This window comes from Bdellovibrio sp. ArHS (assembly GCF_000786105.1).
Lineage (GTDB): Bacteria > Bdellovibrionota > Bdellovibrionia > Bdellovibrionales > Bdellovibrionaceae > Bdellovibrio.
Genome location: NZ_JTEV01000003.1, coordinates 157,210 through 175,624 on the forward strand (window position 1 = coordinate 157,210; position 18,415 = coordinate 175,624).

At 47.3% G+C, this 18,415-nt stretch carries 12 protein-coding genes; 10 read left to right on the plus strand and 2 right to left on the minus strand.

Annotated features, from left to right (window positions below):
• Positions 1-177 precede the first annotated feature (177 nt).
• Positions 178-7,086, plus strand: coding sequence for an Ig-like domain-containing protein (locus tag OM95_RS16990; RefSeq protein WP_291515430.1), 6,909 nt, complete (start codon positions 178-180; stop codon positions 7,084-7,086).
• 99 nt (positions 7,087-7,185) lie between these two features.
• The gene (locus OM95_RS01625; RefSeq protein ID WP_041869555.1) at positions 7,186-8,211 is read left to right on the plus strand and encodes a cytochrome-c peroxidase; all 1,026 of its coding nucleotides are present in this window, start codon (positions 7,186-7,188) and stop codon (positions 8,209-8,211) included.
• A gap of 70 nt (positions 8,212-8,281) precedes the next feature.
• Here OM95_RS01625 and OM95_RS01630 read toward each other — a convergent pair whose 3' ends face one another.
• A complete protein-coding gene (locus OM95_RS01630) occupies positions 8,282-9,829 on the minus strand; it encodes a hypothetical protein (protein WP_291515431.1) in 1,548 nt (515 codons plus the stop codon).
• Between the two features lie 345 nt (positions 9,830-10,174).
• Between OM95_RS01630 and OM95_RS01635 the strand changes: the two genes are divergently transcribed.
• Positions 10,175-11,059, plus strand: a complete 885-nt coding sequence (locus tag OM95_RS01635; RefSeq protein WP_291515432.1) for a vWA domain-containing protein — start codon at positions 10,175-10,177, stop codon at positions 11,057-11,059.
• 15 nt (positions 11,060-11,074) lie between these two features.
• Here the strand turns inward: OM95_RS01635 and OM95_RS16995 are convergent, their stop codons facing one another.
• Positions 11,075-12,931, minus strand: coding sequence for a methyl-accepting chemotaxis protein (locus tag OM95_RS16995; RefSeq protein WP_291515433.1), 1,857 nt, complete (start codon positions 12,929-12,931; stop codon positions 11,075-11,077).
• Between the two features lie 316 nt (positions 12,932-13,247).
• On the opposite strand from OM95_RS16995, the gene OM95_RS01645 reads away from it, so the two are divergent.
• The 7 genes from OM95_RS01645 to OM95_RS01670 all read left to right on the plus strand — a co-directional run bounded on the left by OM95_RS01645 (position 13,248) and on the right by OM95_RS01670 (position 18,028).
• Entirely contained in the window at positions 13,248-13,775 is a 528-nt protein-coding gene (locus tag OM95_RS01645) for a hypothetical protein (protein ID WP_041869561.1), read from the plus strand.
• A gap of 320 nt (positions 13,776-14,095) precedes the next feature.
• Entirely contained in the window at positions 14,096-14,911 is an 816-nt protein-coding gene (locus OM95_RS01650) for a TIGR02147 family protein (protein WP_291515434.1), read from the plus strand.
• Position 14,912: 1 nt separating this feature from the next.
• Positions 14,913-15,839, plus strand: coding sequence for a hypothetical protein (locus OM95_RS01655; protein WP_041869565.1), 927 nt, complete (start codon positions 14,913-14,915; stop codon positions 15,837-15,839).
• Positions 15,840-15,961: 122 nt separating this feature from the next.
• Positions 15,962-16,441 (plus strand): hypothetical protein, encoded by a 480-nt coding sequence (locus OM95_RS01660; RefSeq protein ID WP_041869568.1) that lies wholly within the window; start codon positions 15,962-15,964, stop codon positions 16,439-16,441.
• A gap of 374 nt (positions 16,442-16,815) precedes the next feature.
• Positions 16,816-17,232, plus strand: a complete 417-nt coding sequence (locus tag OM95_RS01665) for a hypothetical protein (RefSeq protein WP_041869571.1) — start codon at positions 16,816-16,818, stop codon at positions 17,230-17,232.
• Positions 17,233-17,349: 117 nt separating this feature from the next.
• Complete coding sequence (locus OM95_RS17000) at positions 17,350-17,493, plus strand: hypothetical protein (protein WP_291515435.1); 144 nt, start codon at positions 17,350-17,352, stop codon at positions 17,491-17,493.
• 169 nt (positions 17,494-17,662) lie between these two features.
• Positions 17,663-18,028: a hypothetical protein gene (locus OM95_RS01670; protein ID WP_041869573.1), complete on the plus strand. Its 366-nt coding sequence runs from the start codon at positions 17,663-17,665 to the stop codon at positions 18,026-18,028.
• Positions 18,029-18,415 lie beyond the last annotated feature (387 nt).

Below are 18,415 nucleotides of genomic sequence, written 5' to 3' on the forward strand. Positions count from 1 at the left end.
GTACAGCGGCTGCTTTCCGCTCCAGGACGGGGATGCGGGATGGTCGCTTCAGATTCGAACACATGCTTAGAACATTTGTTTGGATGACCGTAGGCTGTCGATTAGAATTCCGCAAAAAAAACGAAAGCACATCAATTCTAGTGAGGAATCCTCCGATTTATTCTGTGGAGGTTCGTCATGGTGTTCTTCTTGAGGTTCACGTTTTATGCAGCTTTAGTGGTCACACTTTCTGCGTGCAATCTAAGTTTGGATATCCAAAAAATGCTGAATTCACAAAAGTCTTTCGAGGCGGAAATGTCTTCGCCCGCCGCGGCGGTTGTGAATTCAAACTCTATTCCGGTCAAGGTGACATTTTCAGAACCCGTCGCAAATTTTGATATTTCCAATCTTCACGTTACAAATGGAAGCATTGCGAACTTTTCCTTTTCCGGCACCACCTGCACACTGGAAGTGGTCCCCAGTGGTGATGGACTTGTAGCCGTCGAGTTTGTGAATGCTCCGCTAGTAACGAGCACCGGGCAATCTGTTGTGCCGCAGGGGCAGATGGTCTTTAATGTCGATCGTACACAACCTTCCGTGGTTCTAAGCTCCTCAGCCGTGCCGCTGACTTTACATGCTACATCGACCCTTGATATTGTCTTCAGCGAGCCGGTGACTGATTTAAACGTTTTAGATTTTGCCGTCACCAATGGCGTCATCACTATGCTCAACGGGGCGGGCAGTGTCTATACCGCAACTTTGATGGCGACGACGGCGGGACTTGTGGAAGTCACATTGCCAGTGGGGGCGGCCAAGGATGCCGCCGACAACCTTAGTTTTGCCTCGAACACTTTGTCTTTTGTCTATGATCCTTTTGCGCCCACGCCAACGTTGGCGAGCACAGCTCTCGCTACCAATAATCTTTTCAGCATTCCGGTGACGGTCAGTTTTGTTTCCAGTGTGACGGACTTCGATGCTTCGGATCTGACTTTGGAAAATGCGACAGTCGCGGGCTTTACAGGCGCTAATGACAACTATTCTTTTGATATAATTCCTACAGGCGAGGGGACGGTTCGTGTTTTCTTAGATGCGGGTGTTGTGCATAACACATTAGGCACCGCGAATCCGGCTTCCAATATTCTGGAATTTACAGTGGATCATACAGAGCCAACATTGGCTTTCGCAGGGCCCAGTCCTGCGCTTGGCAACAGCGCAACTTCGCTAGTCTGGACAGTGAATTATTCTGGAGCCGATACGGTCAGTTTAACTTCTGCTGATATCAATCTTTCCGGTACGGCGACGGCGGGATGTTCCGCCGCAGTCAGCGGCTCGGGAAATTCCATGCGAACGGTGACTTTAACGGGATGTTCCGGCGATGGCACGGTCGCTATTTCCGTGACGGCGGCTTCCGCGCACGATGCGGCGGGGAATGCGGCGTTGGCAGCTGGACCGTCTGCCTTTGCAACTATTGACAACACGGGCCCTTCTTTAAGTATCGCAACGCCAACTCCTTCGGTGGGAAATAGTTCTACGTCATTTCAGTGGGTCGTGACTTATACAGGCGCTAGCACTGTCACTTTAAGTGCGGCGGATGTGAGCCTGCAAGGCAGCACCTCAGGATGTGATATCGCTGTGACTGGGGCCGGGGCGTCCTCGCGCACAGTGACTGTCAGCAACTGTAGCGGCAATGGTTCTTTGGGAATTTCTATCGCGGCAGAGTCCGCGCAGGATAGTTTGGGAAACAAGTCTTTGGCAGCAGGTCCCTCTGGGACAGTCACTGTAGATAATGTTGCTCCCACAATCACGTTAGGAACGCCAACCCCTTTGGCGGGGAACAGTGGCACTTCATTTAAGTGGGAAGTCACTTATTCCGGGGAAGATTCTATTTCATTGTCGGCGGCCGATGTAATTCTGAATGGCACTGCCGCTGCGGGGTGTGCGTCGAAGTCAATTCAGAATACCAGCACCCATGTGAACACGGTGACCATCACAAACTGTTCCACGGATGGTCTGGTGACGCTTTCGATTGCGGCGGGTTCGGCTTTGGATGCAGCTGGAAATCAAGCGCCTGCGGTAGGGCCTTCGGTCAGTGTTCAGGTGGATAATTCTTCTTTAACCTCAGTGTTGGCTTCGACGGCCAGCACTCATAACAGTCTTTCTTTAATTCCCGTGACCGTAACTTTCGCAGATTCTGTTTCAAACTTTGTGGTGGGAGATCTTGCTTTAACTAACGCCGCGGTGGCAAATTTTTCCGGTGCTGGCGGTAGCTACAGTTTTGATTTGATTCCTTCTTCTGATGGTGAGGTGGGTGTTCAGATTTCTGCAGGTGTGGCGCAAAACTCTTTTGGGACTTCTAACGAGGCTTCGAATTATCTTTCCTTCCAGGTGGATCGTGTGGCCCCATCCCTCAGTATTGGCGCGCCTTCTCCAATTTTGGGAAAGGCTTCGACCAGTTTTGCGTGGGTCGTGACTTATGCCGACGCTGATGCAGTTTCTTTAGCTATAGGTGATCTGACGTTGAATGGGGCCAATACGGGCTGCGTGTTAGCCGTTTCAGGAAGTGGAACCACGACTCGGACAGTGAGCGCCAGCGGTTGTACGGGCGATGGAGCTTTGACTTTGTCGGTCGCCGCAAACACCGCCTCGGATCTTGCGGGAAATCAAGCGCCTTTAGCGGGACCTTCTGCATCGGTGACGGTGGATAATACGGCTCCAACTTTAAGTATTTCTGCGCCGACACCTACGAGGGGGAAAAGTTCTACGACTTTCACTTGGGATATTACTTACACAAATGCGGATAGCATTTCCTTAAGCAGCGCGAATGTCACTCTTACTGGAGCAACCGCAGGTTGTAGTAAAAGCGTCAGCGGAAGTGGGGCTGTGCGAACGGTGAGTGTCACCGGCTGTACCGGAAATGGCGCTCTGACTATTTCCGTAGCGGCAAACACGGCGCAAGATGTGGCGGGCAATCAGGCCTTGAGCGCGGGACCTTCGGTCTCTGTTACAATTGATAATACAATCCCCACTTTGAGTCTTGGATCGCCGACTCCAACAACTGGCAAAAGCTCGACAAGCTTTTCCTGGGATGTGACTTATGTTGGCGCTGATACGATCACCATAGGAGCTTCCGATATTACCCTGAATGGTGCAACGGCGGGATGTGCAAAATCAATCAGTGGTGCGGGCTTGGTTAGAACTGTCACCGTGACAGGTTGTACGGGTGATGGCTCATTGACGGTTTCGGTTGCGGCGAATACCGCCCAGGATTCCGCAGGCAATCAGGCTTTGGCAGCGGGACCTTCATCGGCAGTCACGGTGGATAATACGGGGCCGGTGATGAGTATTTCTTCGCCAACGCCAACATTAGGTACAGTTCTTTCTAATTTTGTTTTTACGGTTTCCTACACAGGCGCCTCGGCAGTCACCTTAACGGCCGATGATATCACTTTGACGGGAACTGCGACCACAGGTTGTTCGGCGGCAGTGACAGGATCAGGTCTTGGCACTCGTACTGTGACTGTCAGTGGATGTTCTGGAAATGGCAACATCGGAATTTCCGTCGCGGCGGGATCTGCGGCGGATGTTTTGGGAAATCTTTCGCTTGCCGGAGTTTCATCGAGCTCTGCAACCATTGACAATACGGCGCCAACTTTGTTGATTGGAACGCCCACGCCGACTCTGGGTAAAAGTACAGCCAATTTTAGTTGGATCGTGACCTATGCGGGTGCAGATACGATCACTTTGGCAGCAGCGAATGTCACACTGGCTGGCACAACCACCGGTTGTTCCAAATCTGTGACGGGATCGGGCACCACTCGCACGGTGAAGGTCACTGGATGTACTGGCAACGGAAATCTGAATATTTCCATTGCTGCAAATTCCGCCAGTGACAACGCTGGCAATCAAGCTCTGGCTGCAGGCCCTTCTGCGGACGTGACTGTGGATAACTCGGCACCGACGTTGAGTATAAGTTCGCCCTCTCCGGTGGCTGGGAAGAGCACCACAAATTTTGTGTGGGACATAACTTATACGGGTGCTGATACGATTTCTTTAACTTCAACGCATATTGCTCTCTCTGGCGCGACTACGGGCTGTGCGAAGTTTGTAAACGGTTCTGGTTCGACGCGAGTTGTGACCGTAACCGGCTGCTCAGGGAATGGTTCACTGACAATTTCTGTAGCGTCTGGAACAGCAAGTGATACTGCTGGCAATACAGCGACGGCAGTCGGCCCCTCGATTGCGGCGACAGTCGACAATACACCTCCGACAGTTTCATTTTCATACCCCTCGGTCGGCTACCAGATGAGTGATGGAGAGCACACCTCGTTTTACGCAAGCGGAACTTGCTCGGACAATTCCAGAACAATTACGTTTTCTCCCGCCGCGAGTGGCACCGTCACATGCAGTGGCGGTTCCTGGTCAGCGACTTTCGATCTAACGGGGCAAACCGGAGACACTGTCACCATTTCTGCCAACCATACGGATGCAGCTGGGAATAGTGGAACGACCTCTCGCTTGTTTAACATGCCGCCTAAGTACTATAAGGTGAAAGAAATTGTCGGAAATGATTCTGCCTTCGCGGCTCTAAGATCCGATGGTTCGGTGATTGCTTGGGGAACGATGAATACAGGGGGCACGGCGCCGACCGCCATCGCTGCTGAAAATTCTGATATTGTAAAAATATATTCCGCGCCAATGGCTTTTGCCGCCTTGAAAAGTGATGGGTCAGTCGTCGCTTGGGGATATCCATTCTACGGCGCAGACGCACCTGCTTCTGTCACTGCCGTCAATTCAGGAGTGATCAAGATCTTCTCGACAGACGGTGCGTTTGCGGCATTAAAAAGTGATGGCTCCGTCGTTGCTTGGGGGGAGTCCGGTAGAGGCGGCGACTCTGTTCCGGCAAGTATCACAGACCCTAATTCAGGTGTAATTTCAATTTCGTCTACCATTGGGGCCTTTGCCGCTTTGAAGTCAGATGGTTCGGTGGTGGCTTGGGGAGAAACGGGCCGAGGCGGTTCTGCTCCTTCTGGTGTTACGTCGGCAAATTCAAAAGTTAGAAAAATTGTTGGAAGTGGTAGCACCTTTGCGGCTATTAAATCTGATGGCTCGGTCGTCGCTTGGGGTAATAATAATTCTCCGCCTTCGTCCGTCACTGCCGCGAATTCCAAGGTGCAAGATATTATTGGTAACAATGGCGCCTTTGCAGCGCTAAAAAGTGACGGCTCTGTTGTTTCTTGGGGAAATAGTTCATTTGGAGGAACTGCGCCAGCCTCAGTCACCACTGCTAATTCGGGTGTTATCGAAATCACGGCGAACGCGAACAAGGGTAACTCATCGGGAAGCGGTGCTTTTGCGGCATTAAAATCCGATGGTTCTGTCGTTGCGTGGGGTGATGCCACAAACGGCGGCAACGCTCCTTCGACGGTGACTACTGCAAACTCTGGTGTCGTCAAAATCTTTTCGACACTCACCGCATTTGCCGCGCTCAAAAGCGATGGATCGGTTGTCGCGTGGGGAAATTCTGCAGAAGGCGGAAGTGCACCGACGGCGGTGACGGATGCAAATTCGGGAGTGATAAATGTTTTTTCGAATTGGAGTGCTTTCGCCGCATTGAAGGCGGATGGTTCCGTCGTTGCGTGGGGAAATAGCACAAAGGGAGGCTCGGCCCCGGCCTCTGTAACGGCGGCGAACTCTCAAGTGGTTACCGTCTATTCAACAAACGAAGCTTTTGCCGCGCTCAAAGCAGACGGGACGGTGATTACTTGGGGCGGAGGCGGAGGAAACTCTTCTTCGGTGGCAAGCAAGTTAGCCGGTACCAAAGCGAGTGTGCGTTCTGTTCTTGGATCAACTTATGCCTTCGCGGCCTTAAAAACAAATGGTGCGGTGGTAGCTTGGGGAGAGAGCGCCTACGGTGCTTCGGAACCAGCATCCGTGTCAGCAGCCAATTCCGGAGTTAAAAAAATATACAAAAATGAAAACGGTTTTTCCGCGTTGAAGACCGATGGTTCGGTTGTATCCTGGGGAAATGTCCCGAGTGCTCCTGCGAGTGTTGCGGCCGCAGGCTCTGGCGTTATGGATTTAGCGAGTGGATATAATGCTTTTGCCGCGCTGAAGAGTGATGGATCTGTTGTTGCTTGGGGCGGTTACAATGGTGAAGACAGTCCTCCAACAACGGTCACGGCTGCCAATTCAAATGTGAAGGAAATCTTGGCAGCTAAATACGCTTTTGCGGCCTTAAAGTCCGATGGCTCAGTTGTGGCTTGGGGAAGTAGTGGTAACGGAGGTAACGCACCTGTATCAGTCACTGCAGCCAACTCAAATGTTAAAAAAGTCTATGCGGCCGCGAGTGCTTTTGCGGCTTTGAAGTCTGATGGATCCGTTGTCGCTTGGGGGATGAGTTCATTTGGGGGCTCGGCCCCAGCAAGTGTTACGGCAGCAAATTCTGGAGTGATCGAGATTATTTCCAATCCAAATTTAGGTTGGGCCTTCACGGCACGCAAGGCCGACGGATCGGTCGTGAGTTGGGGAGAATCTGTTTATGGTGGATCTGCTCCCGTTAGTGTGACGGCAGCGAACGCCAATGTCGGGACGGTGTATGCATCGCCTGGTGGTTTTGCAGCACTAAAAACAGACGGCTCGGTCGTCACTTGGTGGAGTGATGGATCCGGAAGTCCTGGCGCGACCACGCCGGCTTCTGTCACGGCTGCAAATTCAGGTGTTCGAGAAATATTTAGCAACAGAAAAGCCTTCGCGGCTTTGAAGTCGGATGGTTCTTTAGTCACTTGGGGGGGCACTGGTGACGGTGGTGATGCTCCCGCGACCGTGACATCCGCGAACTCGGGAGTTACGACTGTGTTTTCAACTGCCGGCACAACCACGGGCGCCGCATTTGCGGCCCTTAAAACAGACGGCTCTGTTGTTGCTTGGGGCCGAAGTGGCGCGGGAGGCGACAATGCGCCAGCATCTGTGACAGCTGCGAACTCTCGGGTCATAAATGTGTGCGGTGGTGATAGGGCCTTCGCGGCAATAAAGTCGGATGGATCAGTCATCACTTGGGGTGACACAAGCACTGGAGGTAATTCGACGGGAGTTCAATTTAAAGATTAATTTTGGTGCGCCCATCCCGGGGTGTATTTTTGCATGGCGGGTCCAGACGCGATACGACGGTTTTGTCATTTAGGTTTTAGGTAAGTTAATCTCAGGGCCATGAAAACATCACTTCTTTTTTCGACGCTTTTATTTTCTGTTTATGTTTCTTCCTCTTTTGCGCAAGAGGCTTTGCCCGAAAAGGTGCCGGCGCCCGCTGGTGCGACTGTGACTGAGGAAAAAATTCTTTTGGGAAAGACTTTATATTTCGATCCACGACTTTCCAAAGACGGAACGATTTCGTGCAATAGCTGCCACAACGTGATGGCGGGTGGCGATGACAATAGGTCATTTTCTGCTGGAGTCGGAGCAAAGCTGGGAGGCAGATCGGCGCCTACAGTGTGGAACTCTGCCTTTATGTCCGTGCAGTTCTGGGATGGTCGCGCAGCTTCTTTGGAAGAACAGGCCAAAGGACCTTTGACGAATCCGGTTGAAATGGCAATGACGGATCACAATTTGGTGATTTCACGTATTAAAAATATTCCTGGTTATAAAGCACTTTTCGACAAGGCTTTCGGTAAAAATAGCAAAATCGACATCGACAATGTTGTGAAGGCTATTGCTGCCTATGAACGCACTTTGATTACTCCGAATGCGCGCTTTGACCTGTATATCAAAGGCGATAAAAAGGCCTTGCGTGAAGAGGAAATCAAGGGCTTTGAGTTGATGAAGACCACCGGCTGTTTTGCGTGCCACTCGGGCGCGAACTTCGCGGGCCCGACACTTCCTATCGGAACGGGTTTCTATATGAAATTCCCGACTTTCCCGGGCAGTGCTTACGATACAAAGTATGATTTGATGAAAGATATGGGTCGCTTCGACGTTACCAAAAAAGACGAGGACAAACATTTATGGCGTGTTCCAACCTTACGAAATATTGCCTTAACGGCACCCTACTTCCATAACGGTTCCGTGGCGCATTTGGATGAGGCTGTTAGAGTGATGGCAAAAACACAGTTGAATAAAGATTTGTCGAAGAAAGAAGTGCAAAGCATTGTTGCGTTTTTGAAAACACTGACGGGTGAAAGACCTGTGCAAACCATGCCGATTTTACCGAGCACGGACGCGACGACTTTAACACCTTGATAAGTTGAGTTGAAAATTTAAAGAAGAAAACAAGAAGGCCGACCGCAGGGTTGGCCTTCTTGTTTTATAATTACATCTCTTGGAAATAGGCGGCGGCAACTCCATCTTTTGTGGCTTCGCCAATACCCAGAAATTTTAATTCAGGGATTTGTACTGCTTCACGATCTTTAATGGAAATCTCAACGAAGGACCATTCTCCACCAGCCCAGTGGTAGCCACCACGTCTCATTTTACCTTTTAGACCTGGCAGGGTGCTCAACCAAGCGCGCAGATTGATTTCTTGCCCATTTTTTGTTCTGACAACGGATCGTCGGCCGAAGCCGCCATATTCTTGGCCTGTGTAAATATAAATCGTCCCTTTGTCGGCTAAAAGATCCACATAACGTTTCAAGACCTTGTCAGGAGTGTAAGAAGTCATAAAGTCACCCTGGAAGTCCGTGATCAATTTGATATTCTTCTGACTCAGATTTGCGCCAGTGGTCGTAAGGCCTGTGATATAGCTGAATCTTTCCGGATTTATACCTTTACTTCTCCAGGCGATGAATTTTTGCGAAAGGCCCACGAAGACGGATCGGTCTGAATAGTCAAAGTCTTTGGCTTTGATCTGTTCTAAAACTTTACCGCCCATCGCGGTCACATTCAGCCAGGCTTCCTGATTTTTAAGTCCCTTGATACTGCTAAGAAGTGGGTGAGAAATCTCGCCACTTCTAAATGAATTGAGAAACGTCGTCGCACTGACTGCTTCGCCATTTTTTCTTACGGTCTCACGCGCTTGAGCTTCCAAAGCGGCAAGATTCGAGACGCCTTTATTATCCAATTCTTTAAAGGTCATTTGCGGAGGAGCACCCTCTTTGAAATGAATCATTTCCACTTCCGGAATTTTGACATCGCTTCGTTCTTTTACAATTCGCATAGTCCATTGTTCGTAAAGAGTTCCGTCATCTTCTTTCTGCTCGCGACGTAGCTCTGCCTTCAGGCCTGGAATATTTCCGATCCAGTCGGTCAAAGTCATCATTCGGCCATTAGCACTAAGAACGGTGTTGTATTGACCATAGATTTCATGGCGGGCACCAAAGAAAAGATAGATCTCGCCATCAGGCTTTAGATTGTTCAGGTACTTCTGAAGAACGATATCGGGACGACCGGAGTATGCCAAAGGACCGAAGACATCGGTGATCAAATCACTCTTTGGAATTTCTCGGTCAGCGATATTCTCAAGAAAGCGACCTTCGTGGACTTTAAGGCGTCCACTGGATTGTGCGGAAGTTTCATAGGCAACAACAGTAGCCTGAAACGTGGCATGAGTCGTCGGGCTTTCTAAAGCCTGTCTGACGGCGAAAGCGTGACCAGCTCCCGAGTCGAACCAATGCGAGTTTTCTTTTTGTAGAACCCGATCCACAGATTTAGAAAACTCCGGGCCCATTGCCCTCTTGTAAGTATCAAGTCCACGCCCCTTGGTATAGAGCTGCTCGAATTTTTCGATATTGGCAAAGGGTCTGGCGTCAGAGACGAAGACAGAACCGCAAGTTAAAGAGGATGCCTGCGCCCACGGTGGAGCAAAAAGGAATACAGTATTCAGGCCAATTGTTAGAGCTATTAAGTATTTGCGTAAGTTCATATCTTACTCCGTTGGTAACTAAGTATTATCCAAAAACGTGCCTTGTAGGCTGAACATGACGATAAGCTGATAAGAGGGAGTGTGACGAACTCGTAAAAAAGTGACGAAGTCAGTCACTCTCATGCGTATGTCTTGAACTGAGAATTTAGAAGTTCTTGGGGACGCCAGAGCGTTCTTTGAATGGGCACTCATGGAATCTGGCTTGTCGCTATTCAGAATATTTTTCCACAACCGAAAAGTTACTCACATCGTAACTCATCTTTATATCCCACCTGCACGAGTTGCATTCGTAACGGCTTCAAAAAAAACAATGTGAAGACTCATTTCGAAGTGAGGCGTGAAGGTATGAAAAGATCCACGGCCATTTTGCTTGCGTTGATTTGTATAGGGGCGTTTCAAAACTGTTCGCGAAGTGTGGCATTTCGTGAGGAGGGGGCGGTTTCAACGAATCTTGCAACCGAGGTTTTTACCGTCAACTCCAGCGAAAACTCCGCTTTGGACATGATCTGGGTGATCGACAACTCAGGGTCTATGGCTGACAATGCCGCCCAAGTCCGTTCAAATTTGTCTTCGTTCCTGGAGCAACTCGATGACAAAGCTGACTTTCGATTTTTATTGTTAAGTGGGACGGGGACCCACGGAGCCACTTTACCCAATGATCTTCCCTCGTCTTACTATCGACAGATAACGACTTCGGTCGGATCGAAAAATGGCCCTGCCCTTTTACTTTCGGCTCTGTCGGCGACGGAGCTCAAAGAGTTCTTCCGGGTCGATTCTCAAAAGGTGATTGTTTTTGTGACAGATGATAATTCCAATCTATCGGCGAATTCATTTTTGAGTTCTCTTTTAAGCATGACGCAATGGCCGACTTCGCAGGTGATGGTTTCCTCATTCGTCGGAATGGGAGCGTCCGTCAGTCCCTGTCAGTCGGCGACAGGATCGGTTTATACGAGCTTGGCCTCTTTGACGAAAGGAAAAGCCTACAATATTTGTAACGAAGATTGGTCTGCCAATTTTGCTGATCTTTTGGATAAATCTATTGCGCAGATTGAACATCGTTTTGTCTTAAAAGCTCCGGGAATCGCTGAAGTCACATCCGTGACCGTGGACAGTCAGATTCTTGCGGCCACGGATTATTCTTGGGAAGCCAATGTTCTTATTATTTCAAACGAGGTGATTTTAAGTCCGGGCGCTATGGTCGAAGTAAGTTACTCGACGGCACCCGAATAAAAGGTGTTCTTGCTCTTAGGCGGCGCGCTTTCTTTCGCCCTCGATATATTGTTTTAATTCTACAACTTTGCCGCCCACATTATTGTTCTGGCCTTTGATAGTTTCTCCCGTCGCCGCGATTTCTTCGGCGGCAGCGGCATTGGCTTGAGAGGATTGGTCCAGTTGCCCCATGGCTTTATTGATTTGCTCAACGCCGGCAAATTGTTCCTGACTGCCGGCCGCAATATCGTTATTGATTTCCGAGACCTTTTGGATCGAAGAAACGATTTTTGATAAGGCGTCACCCGAGCTGTCGGCTACTTGCGAACTGCGTTCGATTTGTTCAACACTCAGGTTGATCAGCTTCGAAATTTCTTGGGCCGATTGGGCACTTCGTTGTGCCAGGCTGCGAACCGCTTCGGCCACGACGGCGAACCCTTTACCTTGTTCTCCGGCACGAGCTGCTTCCACCGCCGCGTTCAGGGCTAACAAATTTGTTTGAAAGGCGATGTCATCAATAACATCCGTGATCTCTTTGATTTTTTTCGAAGAGGCGCCCATTTCCTTGATCTCAAGGAATAGTTTCTTCAATTCGGCTTCACCCTGTTGTGCGATCTCACAGGCATTGGCAGAAAGCTCGGCGCCGACTTTGGCATTTTCAGAGTTGTGTTTCACCATCGCGCTGATTTCCTCCAAAGAGGCCACAGTTTCTTCTAATGAGGCTGCGGAATTAGTCGCTGATTCGGATAGCTCCGTGCTTGCTGTTGCCAGTTGTTCGATGGCGGACTGAACTTCTTCGGTCGATTCATGCAGAGACCGGCCGATGTAAGAAAGTTTCTTGGCGATTTTATTTCCGAAGAACCATGAGCACGCTAGCATCAGTAAAAGAGCACCGATATTTAGAAAGATCATAAATGTTCTTAGGCCCGTGGTCGCTTCCTGAACCTCGTCTTCGTTGACACTCGCAGCGACGATCCAATCCATCTCAGGATAGTAGTGGAAAACTGCAAATTTATTTTGCGGCGATTTTGTTTCATCATTCATCCATCGGTATCTCATCAAGCCCTGTTTCTGAGCGATGACGTCACGGAAAACATGCTTACCATCAAGGTCTGTTTTGTCATAAAGATTCTGACCTTCGATCGTCGGATGCATCACGAGCGTGGCTTTTGAATCCATGATGTAGAAGTAGCCCGTCTTTAAAAGCTTCTGCGCTTTAAGATAAGCCATAATTTTAGGAGAGAAAGTTTCTGGTTGCCCCATAAAGAAGGCACCCATCACTTTGCCGTTTTCCGTAATGGGTTCGTAGGTTGTAATATACCAATGACCGGCCACTAAGGCGCGCCCACTGAACTTTTCACCTTTGCTGATTGCTTTCACGACTGGCGAATCGCTGGGAATGTAGGTTCCCGATGAAAGAGTTCCATCTTTTCTTTTCACACTGGTCGCGACACGCAGAAGTCCGTCGGGGACCAAAGCCATAATGCTGACGGCTTGACCTGATTGTTCTGCTAACTGCAGGGCCAACTCGGGGTTTCTATGCAATGGCAAACCTTTATAAGTGAAAAGGGGAATCGATGCCTCTTTCTTTTCATGAGTGACCTGGTTTTCAATAAGATCTTTATAAGTCTCACTGGAAATATGCAGATCCTTTTTGATCTTGGGCGACCAATAAGAAACCAGGGTTTCTTGTCTTTCCAAGGCGTCGCTAATTGAGACATGAATAGCGGACTCGGAACTTTCGAGCTGGTTTTGCAGGTTCTGCAACGTTAGGTCGTCAAGAATTTTTGACGAAAATCTAAAGCTGATCACGGCACCTAGACCGGTGATAATCAGAGAGATGACTGAGAAAGAGACAATTAACTGGAGTTTCAGACTTAGCTTCTTCTTCATGTTAAATTTATCGGCATAAATCTTTGATTCTGGAGTGCCAACATTACAAAAAATCAAGAAATGGTTAAAACCCACCCCCGGCGTTATTGACGAAAAAAATAAATGTTCTTCTTATTTTTGGACCAAATTGATTCCCCCTAAATGTGGAGAGCATCCTAGCCGCATAAATAATCCTGGCCTTATGAAAAACTTTGTTTCCTCGATTCAGACCAAGTCATGACTTCAAAGGGTGCAGTATGATGTTGCACGCCCATAGAAAGCGTCGCCAGCGGTTCGAAATTGAGGTAGTTGGATTGGCACTTAAATGGGAGGATTAATGAAAGTGTTAGCAATTATTTTAATGAGTTGTCTTGGCTTCTTTCAGGCCATGGCCGAGACATCAAATATCAAGCCTGGGCAGGTATACGTCGGAAAAGAAACATACAATGAACATCCCACGGGAAGAATTTGTTATGTCACTATCAGGGATGCACAGCCTCTTCCTCAGAAGGGTCTTCATTGCCAAAAAATTGATTTCCAGTTCAATTCCGTCAGAGAAGATTTGCCTAAAGACATTCTTACGGTCGATTCGCGAGTGACGAATTATCATCGTCCCGAGTATCCGCAAGTTCGCACTTGTGCGATGAATGTGAATGGGACAACCTCTGGTGATGAGATCTACGGAGATGAAACTTCTGTACTTTATAATCAGATTTTTGGTGGAAGCCACTCAGTAGGCTCTATCCGATACGACTATTTTTTAACATTGAGCCCGAATAAGAAAACCGCCGTCCGCGCCCGTATTCATGTGCTGAAGTCCCTTTCAGAGTACGATGTTGATTGTGTAAATCTTGAGCTCATGTAGAGATGTCCCGGTTGATTTCTGCGGGTAGATAGTATTGATCACCGAATCTTGATTGGCGAAAGCAGAAGTGTAAGAGTTCTATCCGCACTTCTGCCGCCATTTGCTGCATTCACAGCAGAAGAAACTTTGAGTTAGATTCCCGAATCGGAGGAATCTATGATCGTTTCTTTTGACTAAAAGAGTTTTTGCTCTTGCGCTATCTGCATTTTATCAGGGGGATTTGGGTAAATAATACTGGAAATTTACTGAGCCGAACTCTTGGTAAACAAGTTGTTTGCTGAGCCATTGAAATGGGAGCGGTTTCTCGGTATTTAACTCCCATGACGACGACATATCCGCTCCATATTCAGATCTTGAAAGAAGAGTTCGAAGAACGAGCTTCCCGTAATAGCGGCTATTCCTTAAGAGCCTTTGCCAGAGACCTGGGGGTAAGCCCTGCAGCTTTGTCATTGCTCTTGAACATGAAAAGAGGAATCTCCGAGCAAAAGGCAGGAGATATTGCCACGCGCTTGGGCTTCACCCTTTATGAAAAGGAAGAGTTCCTGTTGAGTGTGACTTCACAACACTCGCGCAGTCCGGGACGCAGAGAAGAATCTTTGAAAAAGATCGAGCAAATGTCAAACCGCGCGAATCGTCAAAAAAAGATCGCAGCCGAGGCCTTTGTCGCCGTTCAGAACTGGTACTGCTTAGCGATCTTGGAGCTTTTGGAACTAGATCACTGCATTCATAAACCGATTTGGTTTGCAGAGAAGTTGGGACTGAATGTTGTTGTGATCAAAAATGCCCTAGATAACTTAACCCGTGCAGGGTTAATTGAGTTTTCCAAAGGCAAGTATCGTGCATTAACGGAAGAGTCGACGACGGAGGAAGATGTTCCTTCGCAAGAGATTAAGAACTTCCACGCGCAGGTGATGAAACGGGCTGAGCAATCATTGTTCAACGATGCTGTGAATGACCGTGAATTCATCAACATGACCTTGGCGTTTCCTGAAAAAGAAATGCAAGAAGCGAAAAAGATGATCCGCGATTTCCAGCAAGCCTTCGCAGATCGCTTTTACGCGCAAACCAAAAAGAAAAGAAATTCTGTCTATCAATTAGCTGTTCAATTTTATCGTCTTGATAAAAAGGAGAAATAAAATGAAGTACGTCGCAATAGGATTGTTGCTTTTAGCCTCTCAAGTTTCATTTGCTGGGCCCCGTGTTGTGAAAAACGGCGGTGATATGGATGCCATTGAGTTTGTGGGCATCGGCCAACAACTTGTTAAAACTTTGGGGGAGCACCGAGGCCTTCTTAAGTTTGATCTTAATACATTGGCTAAAGCTGTTGATGAAACGCGAGTTGAGTCGACGACAAAGAAATTAACTTTAGATGGCATGGATAAAGATGCGATCAACACGCCTTCGGCTAAAAGGATCGTCTTTAACCGCATCGCTTGGGCGGGAAAAGGTGATTTGGATAAAAAAGCCATCCTGGTTTTGCATGAATACTTCGGGATCGCCGGTGTCGCTGATCAGAAGTATGACCTTTCAACTTCAACGATTGAAAAAGTCGGTTTCGGTAAAGTGAACTACCGTGGTGAGATTTTTGATCGTAAGCTTTCAAAGGAAGAAGTTAGTAAATTGCTGCCAATCTATTTGAATATGATTACTTCCCAAGTGAGTCGCCTGCCTTCACCACAGGACAATCGCTTATTGAAATTGGTAAAGGCGACCGCAATGGGCTTCACTCGTCCTGTAAGCTATGATCGCGAGGGTTCAGCTATTGTGGATGTTCAAGAGACCATCTCAATACTAGAAAACTACACGAAAGAACTCAAAGAAACCACTGCCGCTGATCGCCAGCAAAGCACTATGGATGTTGTGAACGGATTTAGAAGTTCCACAGCAAAAGTTAGTTGTGAGTTGGGATATAAATCTGTGACTCGTGATGAACGCATCGTGAGATGCGTGGACAATCAAAGCAGCGACGGCTACATGGACGAAAGAACGATCATTCTAAGTGTCGATGAAAAAACTCTCGAGCCTATGGGTGTACTTTTGGTTGATAGTTTCCAAGCGGATTAGTTGAATTTTCCTGCGGCCCATCTGAGATGTTCACCCTGTTTTCACACCGTAAACAGTTTCAAGTGGGTCGGACTGTTAAAGCCTCCGGAATCTTGGTAATCTAATAGAAATGGAGGTTCGTTGTGAAATCTAAGTTCGTTATCATGTCATCATTAATTGTGATCTTTGCAAGCGGTTCTGTGTTTGCAACAGAAGAAGCCAAATCAAAATCCGCTGACACTTTTACTGCGGCAACTAAAAAATCTGAAAAAATGGATCGTAAAGTAGCTTGTGATGCAGAGGACACTAATGAAATCCTCTCTCATATGATCATCAGCCAAGTCCTAAAGCGCAAAATGATAGCAACGGAGGATGCTAAAGAAGCTTATGATGGCTTCAAAAAGATCCTTCAAGGCTTTCAGCCTTCTGCTTACAACGTGCAAATCGTTGGATGCTCTGGCGTGCTTAATGGCGGCAGTGCTTGCCTCTTGCGTGTCGTGATTCCAGATGTTGAGTCGGGGTGGGCAAATCCACATGATCTTGATGTCAGAATCTCTCGTGATGGCAAAGTAATGAGTGCGGACTGGGTTCGCTATAGACCAGAAAAGCCAGGTGTTGGCTAAGACATTTTTGTTCAGTAAATACTGTGTTTTCAAAAAGGGGCTGATGGCCCCTTTCTTATTTGCGGTTCTTGGGAATCTACCTTATCAAGGTGCTGTCCTATCAAAACCTAAATGAGGAAAGTGAAGTAGAAAATAGAAACTCTAGATCCCATTTCCATGTTCTTTTCAGCTTCTTGTCTGGGCATTAACTTTTCTTCAACCTTGGGTCACAAAAACGCTTTTTGCCCAAAAGATTCGTTTACAATTTGTAAACTTGTCCACTCAGAAAACTGCAAGTATTCGAAACACTCCCATTCGGCCTTTCAATCATGGAACTGGACTCACATTATCTAAATTTTTTTCGATACACTACATGTAAATAGGAGGAGTTCTATATGAATTCAAAGACAGTGTTATCGTTTCTAGTGGTAGTCTTCGGAGCATCTTTTGCGTTTTCAAAAAATGAAATCAGGCAACCAGCCTCGTTAGGGTGCAACAAAAATCAAGTGTCTGCATACGTAAAAGATAATGTTTTACGCTATCAACAAATGGTGAAAGATGGAAAGCTTTCTCCAGATGAAGGACAGGCCTTAATTAAAGGTGTTAACGACATAGTAGAGATGAATGCTCTTGGTTGTGGGTGGGTTAAGCCTCCGACTCAAAAGGCAATCAGTTTCTGTGAGCAGGTGAAAATCAACAAAGCTCGTTGGGAAAAAATGTCAACTGATGGACTTCTTTCTCGAGACGAAGTGAATGAATTACTGACAGGTCAAAGAACTTTAGCAGCAATGGCTAATTCAAACTGCAACTAAAGTAATGCCGCCAAAAATCTATCAAAGTTCTGTTATCGACAAAAAAGAATAACAGCAACGAGAGCAACAAGGAATTTAACTTGTTGCTCTTTTTCTTTCTGATTCAAAATCATACACATGCCAGAGCTTCATGCTCAAAGTAGAAAGTTAGATCAAGAAATTCTTACGAATTTCAAACGTATCAACAACTGGGTGCAAAGAATTGCCGACCTTCCAGCAGAAGTTCCAGCTGATGCAGCTTATGAACAAATCAACAGATGACTCAAAAGTTGAACGATTTGAAGCTTCGCTAAGAAAACTCTGAAAACCAAAGAGCTGGATTTAAGCGCTCAAGAAAGCGACTAGGAAGGTTTCGCCGCTAATCTCCAAAATTGATCGCATTTTCCTTAATTTCTTCAAGTGTTTCTTGATCCTCTTCCTCAAAGTCCTCATGATCGATATTCTCGTTTATAAAAAAGTGTTTTTGAAAAATGGCAAATACTGCAATTCAAAGACATACAAACAAAATTTAAAAACAAGTGTTTGCTCACCACGAGTTTTTAAAGAAGCGAATTTATCTATTCGAGATTCTAGGGGATTTGGAGGATTACTTTTTCAAAAATACGCGGGCGAACAGGGGGAAATTGGTCAAACTCTTTGCTTTATGGGACAGCAAAATTTCACAAACGTAAAGAGCTTGCGCGCAAAAAAAAGAAAAATTGTCTGCCCAAATAACTTAGCTTTTTCTAACATGTTTCAGTTCAAAATGTCTGCGCGTTTCCTTTCGAAAAAAGAAATCCATAAGCATTTTCACTGACAAAAAATCAAAAAAATGGCGGCAAAATCTCTGTACATTAAATCACATTATCATATAACTCATTTTCTTAGTGGACTGTGAAATAATTGCATCGGGTACTTGCCCGAAGGAGAGACGACACTCGCCGGGGCTCTTCGGTAAATTTTAAGTAAGAGACGGATATTCATCGAACGGCCACTGGAGTTTAAATACGAAGGCCAGAAGACTCCGGCAGAACGCCACGACCTGATAGTGTGAGGCTATTAACCATAAATCTGCGCAAAAGTGCTAAGTCCCGCGTAAAATAAGTCGGGCAGAAGTGCGCAGTGTGAGCGGCAGACATTAAAATAATATGTTCAACACGCCAGTGCTTTGTGGAGCATTGGCGTGAACAGGTTTTGTGACCAA

Bases quoted from the DNA above. Each gene is read 5' to 3' on its own strand.
- OM95_RS16990 (WP_291515430.1), top strand. From the start codon at position 178: ATGGTGTTCTTCTTGAGGTTCACGTTTTATGCAGCTTTAGTGGTCACA.
- OM95_RS01625 (WP_041869555.1), top strand. From the start codon at position 7,186: ATGAAAACATCACTTCTTTTTTCGACGCTTTTATTTTCTGTTTATGTT.
- OM95_RS01630 (WP_291515431.1), bottom strand. From the start codon at position 9,829: ATGAACTTACGCAAATACTTAATAGCTCTAACAATTGGCCTGAATACT.
- OM95_RS01635 (WP_291515432.1), top strand. From the start codon at position 10,175: ATGAAAAGATCCACGGCCATTTTGCTTGCGTTGATTTGTATAGGGGCG.
- OM95_RS16995 (WP_291515433.1), bottom strand. From the start codon at position 12,931: ATGAAGAAGAAGCTAAGTCTGAAACTCCAGTTAATTGTCTCTTTCTCA.
- OM95_RS01645 (WP_041869561.1), top strand. From the start codon at position 13,248: ATGAAAGTGTTAGCAATTATTTTAATGAGTTGTCTTGGCTTCTTTCAG.
- OM95_RS01650 (WP_291515434.1), top strand. From the start codon at position 14,096: ATGACGACGACATATCCGCTCCATATTCAGATCTTGAAAGAAGAGTTC.
- OM95_RS01655 (WP_041869565.1), top strand. From the start codon at position 14,913: ATGAAGTACGTCGCAATAGGATTGTTGCTTTTAGCCTCTCAAGTTTCA.
- OM95_RS01665 (WP_041869571.1), top strand. From the start codon at position 16,816: ATGAATTCAAAGACAGTGTTATCGTTTCTAGTGGTAGTCTTCGGAGCA.
- OM95_RS17000 (WP_291515435.1), top strand. From the start codon at position 17,350: ATGCCAGAGCTTCATGCTCAAAGTAGAAAGTTAGATCAAGAAATTCTT.
- OM95_RS01670 (WP_041869573.1), top strand. From the start codon at position 17,663: ATGATCGATATTCTCGTTTATAAAAAAGTGTTTTTGAAAAATGGCAAA.